The sequence below is a fragment of the Streptococcus mitis genome (genome assembly GCF_009496205.1).
Taxonomy (GTDB): domain Bacteria; phylum Bacillota; class Bacilli; order Lactobacillales; family Streptococcaceae; genus Streptococcus; species Streptococcus mitis_BN.
In genome coordinates this window covers 1-8,272 of record NZ_WIJO01000068.1, presented here as the reverse complement: position 1 = coordinate 8,272, position 8,272 = coordinate 1, and the positions used below count along the sequence as shown (strand labels likewise).

At 35.8% G+C, this 8,272-nt stretch carries 7 protein-coding genes and 3 pseudogenes; 6 read left to right on the top strand and 4 right to left on the bottom strand.

Features of this window, described 5'->3' with window-relative positions; all coding sequences use genetic code 11:
• Positions 1–68: pseudogene (locus tag GEZ85_RS10635) on the bottom strand (transposase); the annotation flags it as partial.
• 280 nt (positions 69–348) lie between these two features.
• Here GEZ85_RS10635 and coaA point away from each other — a divergent pair.
• The 3 genes from coaA (at position 349) to GEZ85_RS09200 (ending at position 2,159) form a co-directional block, all read left to right on the top strand.
• On the top strand, positions 349–1,269 hold the full coding sequence (gene coaA / locus GEZ85_RS09210) for a type I pantothenate kinase (RefSeq protein ID WP_153210110.1): 921 nt from the start codon (positions 349–351) through the stop codon (positions 1,267–1,269).
• Between the two features lie 67 nt (positions 1,270–1,336).
• Positions 1,337–1,573 (top strand): 30S ribosomal protein S20, encoded by a 237-nt coding sequence (rpsT, locus tag GEZ85_RS09205; RefSeq protein ID WP_001274000.1) that lies wholly within the window; start codon positions 1,337–1,339, stop codon positions 1,571–1,573.
• A 52-nt stretch (positions 1,574–1,625) separates the two neighbouring features.
• Positions 1,626–2,159 (top strand): DNA topology modulation protein, encoded by a 534-nt coding sequence (locus tag GEZ85_RS09200; RefSeq protein ID WP_153210109.1) that lies wholly within the window; start codon positions 1,626–1,628, stop codon positions 2,157–2,159.
• A gap of 502 nt (positions 2,160–2,661) precedes the next feature.
• On the opposite strand, the gene GEZ85_RS09195 is transcribed toward GEZ85_RS09200, so the two are convergent.
• A complete protein-coding gene (locus GEZ85_RS09195) occupies positions 2,662–3,039 on the bottom strand; it encodes a YwiB family protein (protein WP_322741450.1) in 378 nt (125 codons plus the stop codon).
• A gap of 71 nt (positions 3,040–3,110) precedes the next feature.
• On the opposite strand from GEZ85_RS09195, the gene GEZ85_RS09190 reads away from it, so the two are divergent.
• On the top strand, positions 3,111–4,415 hold the full coding sequence (locus GEZ85_RS09190; protein WP_153210108.1) for an HD domain-containing protein: 1,305 nt from the start codon (positions 3,111–3,113) through the stop codon (positions 4,413–4,415).
• Between the two features lie 12 nt (positions 4,416–4,427).
• Positions 4,428–5,234: a sugar-phosphatase gene (gene yidA, locus GEZ85_RS09185; protein ID WP_153210107.1), complete on the top strand. Its 807-nt coding sequence runs from the start codon at positions 4,428–4,430 to the stop codon at positions 5,232–5,234.
• Positions 5,235–5,468: 234 nt separating this feature from the next.
• Here the strand turns inward: yidA and GEZ85_RS10630 are convergent.
• Positions 5,469–6,682: pseudogene (locus GEZ85_RS10630) on the bottom strand (MFS transporter).
• Positions 6,683–7,079: 397 nt separating this feature from the next.
• Between GEZ85_RS10630 and GEZ85_RS09175 the strand changes: the two are divergent.
• Complete coding sequence (locus tag GEZ85_RS09175) at positions 7,080–7,928, top strand: helix-turn-helix domain-containing protein (protein WP_045612578.1); 849 nt, start codon at positions 7,080–7,082, stop codon at positions 7,926–7,928.
• Positions 7,929–7,971: 43 nt separating this feature from the next.
• Here GEZ85_RS09175 and GEZ85_RS09170 read toward each other — a convergent pair.
• Positions 7,972–8,272, bottom strand: a pseudogene (locus GEZ85_RS09170) (helical hairpin domain-containing protein); the annotation flags it as partial.

The following is an 8,272-nucleotide window of genomic DNA, read 5'->3' as shown; positions in this document are numbered from 1 at the left end:
TTCTCTAAGCTATATCCTTGTTTTCTAAGTTCATAGATCTGAACTTTATCATCATAAGTTAATTTCATAATAAAAACACCCCAAAAGTTAGATTTTTTCTGTCTAACTTTTGGGGTGCAGTTCATATGTAACGTTTTAAGATTCTCATAGTACACCTCCTATAAGTTGTGAATACCAAAGCCCCCTTTATTAGCTTATAACTCAGGAGAAAGTAGCTCCTACTTCATCAATAAATTGTTCAGCCTCTATCTACCTCTATTATACGATATTGGCTTACTATCATCAAGAAACCGCTTTATTTTTTTAGCTTTTTATGGTATGATAAACAAAATATCTAGGGGAAAACAAATGACCAACGAATTGTTACATTTTGAAAAAATCAGTCGCCAGACTTGGCAATCTTTACATCGAAAGACAACACCTCCTTTGACAGAAGAGGAATTAGAATCCATCAAGAGTTTTAATGACCAGATTAGCTTACAGGATGTTACCGATGTCTATCTACCCCTAGCCCATCTCATCCAGATTTACAAACGTACCAAGGATGATTTGGCCTTTTCAAAAGGAATTTTCCTTCAACGTGAAAGTAAAGCCCAGCCTTTTATCATTGGGGTTTCTGGGAGTGTTGCCGTTGGAAAATCCACAACCAGTCGCCTACTTCAAATCCTACTGTCCCGTACACTTACAGATGCTAGGGTTGAGTTGGTAACAACTGATGGCTTTCTCTATCCCAACCAGACCTTGATTGAGCAAGGGATTTTAAATCGCAAGGGATTTCCTGAAAGTTATGATATGGAAGCTCTTCTCAACTTCTTGGACCGCATCAAAAATGGACAAGATGTAGATATTCCTGTCTATTCTCATGAAGTCTACGACATCGTACCCGAAGAGAAACAAAGTGTCAAAGCTGCTGATTTTGTGATTGTTGAAGGAATTAACGTTTTTCAAAATCCACAAAACGAGCGTCTCTACATTACTGACTTCTTTGACTTTTCCATCTATGTTGATGCTGCAGTCGATGACATCGAGAGTTGGTATCTGGACCGTTTCTTGAAAATGCTGAGCCTAGCCCAAAACGATCCTAATAGCTACTATTATCGTTTTACTCAAATGCCGATTGGGGAAGTAGAATCCTTTGCCCATCAGGTCTGGACCAGTATCAATCTCACAAATCTACAAAATTATATTGAACCGACCAGAAATCGTGCGGAAGTGATTCTTCATAAAACAAAGAACCATGAAATCGATGAAATTTACTTAAAAAATTAATTTTCCCTTGTCAAAACGTAAGTTTTCAGATATAATGGTATAGTTAGTAAATATGGAGGTAAGAACATTGGCAAACATTAAATCAGCTATCAAACGCGCTGAATTGAACGTTAAACAAAACGAAAAGAACTCAGCTCAAAAATCAGCTATGCGTACTGCTATCAAAGCTTTCGAAGCAAACCCATCTGAAGAACTTTTCCGTGCTGCTAGCTCAGCTATCGATAAAGCAGAAACTAAAGGTTTGATTCACAAAAACAAAGCAAGCCGCGACAAAGCTCGTCTTTCAGCTAAACTTGCTAAATAAGAAACAGTCCATAGAGGCTGTTTTTTTGTCCTCAAATAGGAAAAGGTAGAAAATGAAAATTGCAATTATCGGATATTCTGGTGCAGGTAAGTCAACTCTAGCAAAAAAGTTGTCTCACTACTACTCCATCCCAAAACTTCACATGGACACACTCCAATTTCAACCTGGTTGGCAAGACAGTGACCGCGAATGGATGTTGACCGAGATGAATAACTTTCTCACCAAGCATGAAGCCTGGGTTATTGATGGGAATTATTCTTGGTGTTTTTATGAGGAAAGAATGCAGGAAGCTGACCAAATCATCTTTCTCAACTTTTCCCCATTGACCTGTCTCTTTCGAGCCTTTAAACGTTACCTCACATACCGAGGCAAGGTCAGGGAAAGTATGGCAGCTGGTTGTCAAGAACAATTTAATTGGGAGTTTATTCGATGGATTCTCTGGGATGGACGGAGCAAATCCGCTAAGGAACGCTACAAGTGGGTTCAAGAAACCTATCCAGATAAAGTTGTCATCCTTAGTTCTCAAAAGGAGATAGATTACTTTTTAAAGACTCACGAAAACAAGAAGAAAAACCAACGTGGATAACGTTAGCACTATACGGAAGACAAATATCGTTTTTGGTGTCTATTTTTTCCAAAATATTTTCTTCATTATTTACCAATCTATCCTATCTAAAACTCTGACTTCGATAAAAATAAAAAGGGATATTCATTGTCCCTTTTATCAATTTTTAGATCTTGAATATAAAAGGATAATATAGCACGAGTTCCCCATACTTGTAGATTGATATTATACTTTCGATAACTCATTCTACAATCAATTAACACCTGATTCTCTGGCCAGAGATAATAATCGTAGCTTGAATCATAATCAAAATTACTAGTTCTCAACTCCTCCTTACTCATTTGGAACGAGTATGAGGGGAGATGGAAACTATACTTAGCTTTAATAAATAATGGGCTATGGAATGGTTATTGTAACCTTAATCTGCAAAATATAAAGGTCCCAGATGCTCAAAAAGTGCAAGAAAAACCTGATTTCACGCATATTACTAGCTTCGTTACTATAACCTAGCCCCCAGTCATACCTATCCCCAAGTAATTACCAATTGATAGCTGGCAAAGGGATGTCCCTCTTGATTTTGTAGTTGATAATCTAGCTCAATCTTTTGCCCATCTACTTGATAATGGCTCGTTTGGATGATAAACTCCTGCATACCCATAGGTGTAGGGATATAGGCTAAACTATCGCTATCCTTTAGAAAGCGCATAATGGTCTTGGGATTGGAAAAACGGCTCATCACCAGTTCTTGACCATGAAATTTAATAACCACTTTTTCCTTTTCCTCATTATAGAAAAGCAGGTAGCTATAATCTCCCTTTTCATGCACTTCTACATCATAGAGTTGGTCAATCACTTCCAACTGCTCATCAAACTGAATCGTATTTCGCATCCGAATCTTCACATCAAGTCCTCTTTCTTGTCTCTTGTCCTACTATTTTACCAAAAAGAGCAGGATTTTGCTATAATGGTCATATGAACGAAAAAGTATTCCGTGACCCAGTTCACAACTACATCCATGTAAACAATCAAATCATCTATGACTTGATTAATACAAAAGAATTTCAGCGTTTGCGTCGAATCAAGCAACTGGGGACTTCCAGTTATACCTTCCACGGTGGAGAACACAGTCGCTTCTCTCACTGTCTAGGAGTTTATGAGATTGCACGACGTATCACGGAGATTTTTGAAGAAAAATATCCTGAAGAATGGAATCCTGCTGAGTCTCTCTTGACCATGACTGCTGCTCTCCTACATGACCTTGGACATGGTGCCTACTCCCATACTTTTGAACATCTCTTTGACACAGACCATGAAGCTATTACTCAAGAGATTATCCAAAGTCCTGAGACGGAAATTCACCAAGTCCTGCTACAAGTGGCGCCTGACTTTCCAGAAAAGGTTGCCAGTGTCATTGACCATACCTATCCTAACAAACAGGTCGTGCAGCTCATTTCTAGTCAGATTGATGCGGATCGCATGGACTATCTCTTGCGCGACTCCTATTTTACTGGAGCTTCCTATGGAGAATTTGACCTGACTCGCATCCTCCGAGTCATTCGTCCTATCAAAAACGGAATCGCCTTTCAGAGAAATGGCATGCACGCCATCGAAGACTACGTTCTCAGTCGTTACCAGATGTATATGCAGGTTTATTTCCATCCAGCAACACGCGCCATGGAAGTTCTCCTACAGAATCTTCTCAAACGAGCTAAGGAACTCTACCCTGAGGACAAGGATTTCTTTGCACGAACTTCTCCACACCTCCTACCTTTCTTTGAAAAAAATGTGACCTTGTCTGACTATCTGGCTCTGGATGATGGTGTGATGAATACCTACTTCCAGCTTTGGATGACCAGTCCTGACAAGATTCTTGCAGACCTGTCGCAACGCTTTGTCAACCGCAAGGTCTTTAAATCCATTACCTTTTCACAAGAGGATCAAGACCAACTCGCCAGCATGAGAAAATTAGTTGAGGATATCGGCTTTGATCCGGACTACTACACTGCTATTCATAAGAACTTCGACCTCCCTTATGATATCTATCGTCCCGAATCTGAAAATCCACGAACACAGATTGAGATTTTACAAAAAAATGGAGAACTAGCCGAACTCTCTAGCCTGTCTCCTATTGTCCAATCCCTTGCTGGCAGCCGCCACGGAGATAATCGTTTCTATTTCCCAAAAGAAATGTTGGATCAAAACAGCATCTTTGCAAGCATTACCCAGCAATTTTTACACTTGATTGAGAACGATCATTTTACCCCAAATAAAAACTAGAAGAGGAAATTTATGAGTATTAAACTAATTGCCGTTGATATAGACGGAACCCTAGTCAATAGCCAAAAGGAGATTACTCCTGAAGTCTTTTCTGCCATCCAGGATGCCAAACAAGCCGGTGTCAAAGTCGTGATTGCAACTGGCCGCCCTATCGCAGGTGTTGCCAAACTTCTGGATGACTTGCAGTTGAGAGACGAGGGTGACTATGTTGTGACCTTCAACGGTGCCCTTGTCCAAGAAACTGCTACAGGACATGAGATTATCAGCGAATCCTTGACTTATGAGGATTATCTGGATATGGAATTTCTCAGTCGTAAGCTCGGTGTCCACATGCATGCCATTACCAAGGACGGCATCTACACAGCCAATCGCAATATCGGAAAATACACTGTGCACGAATCAACCCTCGTCAGCATGCCCATCTTCTACCGCACACCTGAAGAAATGGCTGACAAGGAAATCGTCAAGTGTATGTTCATCGATGAGCCTAAGATTCTTGATGCTGCCATTGAAAAAATCCCAGCAGAATTTTATGAGCGTTACTCTATCAACAAATCCGCTCCTTTCTACCTCGAACTCCTTAAAAAGAATGTGGACAAAGGTTCAGCCATCACTCATCTAGCTGAAAAACTCGGATTGACCAAAGATGAAACCATGGCTATCGGTGACGAAGAAAACGACCGTGCCATGCTGGAAGTCGTTGGTAACCCCGTTGTCATGGAAAATGGAAATCCAGAAATCAAAAAAATCGCCAAATACATCACTAAACCTAATGATGAATCTGGCGTTGCCCATGCCATCCGTACATGGGTACTGTAAAATAATTTGAATATAGAAAAAGTACTCCAGAAGTTAGAGATAATGTACTGCCCCCAAAAGTTAGACAGAAAAATCTTACTTTTGGGGGCAGTTTAAAATTCAGTATTTTTGGTTTCTAGTTCTATCCCCTCAATAATTATTAAATATGAATTAGGTAGTACATTATGTAAAACCCTTTTCAATTTTTTATTTTACTACGAATTAATATTATTTTTTCTAATGATAATTAATCCACTAATCTTCCTTTATAAATATTGCAGTTCTTTTCTTAGTTAGCTTTTTTTCATAACTCTTTATAAGAACAACCAATAAACTACTTAGTAATCCCAAAATAACTAGACTTAATCTCGGATTTAAAAGCCAATTAAAATAAGCAGCCAGTATTCCTCCAAAAGGTGCAAAAATGGTAGCTATTACAAAAGAACTAGAAAGTATCTTTCCAATATTATACACAGTACTTTCTTGCTGCTGTATTGTTGTAATCGAAACAGAAGCTATTGTAATTAATCCGCTCAAAATTGAATAACAAATTCCAAAAAATATCCAATTTTCTACTATTCCACTCGCCATAATGACAAGTGGGATGGTTGCCATTGATATATTCATCAATATAAAAGCATCCTTCTTATTCAAAAAAGTAGAAAGAAAGGTTACTGCTATCAAACTTCCAAATCCAGCAATTGAGTAAACAATCCCAACAAGACTATTTGATAATTTTAATTGATCCTGTAAATAATAAATAATCGTTGCATTGAAGCCTAGCATAGCGATATTCACAACAATAGTAAATAGTAAAGAAATCCTCAACTTAATATTTGTAAAGTTCTCTTTAAAACCTACAAAAATTTCTTTTATATCATCATTACCATTCTCCTTGTGTTCTTGATCTGGAATATATGAAATTAGTATTGAAAGAAATAATAACAAGAAAGAAGCACTATTAATAAAAAAATGCTATTAATATTAAACTTTAACATTAGTATCCCTGCTATAGCTGGAGAAATTAATTTTGAAATAGTTCGGACACCTTGAAACTGAGAATTATATTTTTGCAATTCTTCCTTCTCAAATAAGGCAGGAGTAATGACTGAGAATCCTGTTTGAAAAAGTGTCGAAAATAAAGGTATCAAAAATGCAATAACATAGTAAAAAAATATAGAAACTGAATATTTAGATAATATCGGTATTACACTACATAATAATGCCGGCATTAATGTAGACCATAATAGTATTTTTTTCTTATTGAAATTATCTAATAAGTAACCCATAACAAATCCCAAGAAGAATTGAGGTAGCAATTCAATAATCACCATTCCTCCCATTGCAAAAGACGAATGAAATTCTTGGTAAATTAAGATTGGAAAAGCAATTTTCTGAAATCTATCTCCAATATTTGATATAAATTCACCAAAAGTTATTGTATAAAACGTTTTCTTGTTAATATCCAAAATGTCCCTTCTTTCTAGTTAAACCACGATGAATATCACTTTTTATTAAATCGGTAAGACTTATTCCAAACCTCTTTGCAAGAGTTGGTACCGCACTATTTTCACTTAAACCATACATATTTACTAACTCAATGAAATATACATCCTCGCCAGATACTCTAAAATCAAGATAACAAGTACCATCTATTTCGTAATAATCCAAAATAAGTGTTAAGTTATAACTAAACACTTACCTGTACAGGTAAGACTCAACCTCCGACTATAATGATAATATCCATAATCAATAACAATATTCATGTAAATTTTAAAAGTTTTTTCATACTGAACCTCCCTTTATTTTTTATTTATTGTATAATAAATAAAAAACCTTTGAAATTTTGTTGGGAAAATGGGAAATTTGAAATCAAAACTTGGTATAACACTCAGAAAAATTCGAAAAGGAAAGCAAATCAGTTTATGTTCAATTGCTGATAGTAATTTATCTAAATCTCAAATTTCTAGATTTGAACGGGGAGAATCAGAAATCTCTTGTATTCGACTAATCAATATTTTAGATAAATTACATATAACTTTGGATGAATTTATTATTCTTCATGACAATAATTCTACTAGAACTGGATCATTCGCTAACTTGGTGCAATATATTCGAAAACACTACTCCACAAAAAATTTTGATAGTATTATTGAATTACTATCAAACTCTTCAAGTTATAACTTGGGTCCTTATGAAAAGACAATGGTAAAATCGATTCTCTATACAACAAATAAAAATTTTCTCCCCTCGGACGAGGAGTTATTACAGCTAACAGATTATCTTTTTAAAGTTGAAAACTGGGGTTACTATGAAATTATCCTATTAGGTAACTGTGTAAGAACAATTAAATATAACTCCTACTTCCTATTAACTATAGAAATGTTAAAAAATTATATCTATTCAACATTAAATAAGACAAATAAACGGCTTGTTACACAATTAGCAATCAATTGCCTAATTGTTAGTGTTGATAAAGAAGAATTTCAAAATTGTAGTTTTCTTATCAAAGAAGTAAAAAAATTATTAAACAATGAATTAAACTATTATGAACAAACCGTCTTCTTATATACGTGTGGCTATTTTGAATTTAAGCGTAATCCTGCGAACGGAATCGAAAAGATGAAACAAGCACTTCAGGTATTTGAAATTCTAGGAGAACACAATATAAAAGCACAGTACCAAGAGCACTATGACAAATATATTAATCAATGACACAAGGATAGTTAATCTTTAACCACCATAGGATTAATTATTGTTATTCCAATAGTATTTCTGTACTAAATTTTTTATCAAAATCCTTATCATTCAGTACTTTTACAAACATTTCTAGATTTTTTTCTAATTCCTCATACTCATAAAGATAATGATCCAACTCCTCTTGAAACACTCTTATTTATTCGGTTACTTGTTCTACTGTAATTGATTCTGCCAAATTTAATTTTGAAAAGTCATATCTTGCAAGCTTTCGACTGCTCACATCCTCACTCTTCAAATTGATAAGCACTTCCGCCATCTTATTTAAGTTGGCGATTTTTTCATTAATTTGATTTAGTTTT

Bases quoted from the DNA above. Each gene is read 5' to 3' on its own strand.
- coaA (WP_153210110.1), top strand. From the start codon at position 349: ATGACCAACGAATTGTTACATTTTGAAAAAATCAGTCGCCAGACTTGG.
- GEZ85_RS09200 (WP_153210109.1), top strand. From the start codon at position 1,626: ATGAAAATTGCAATTATCGGATATTCTGGTGCAGGTAAGTCAACTCTA.
- GEZ85_RS09190 (WP_153210108.1), top strand. From the start codon at position 3,111: ATGAACGAAAAAGTATTCCGTGACCCAGTTCACAACTACATCCATGTA.
- yidA (WP_153210107.1), top strand. From the start codon at position 4,428: ATGAGTATTAAACTAATTGCCGTTGATATAGACGGAACCCTAGTCAAT.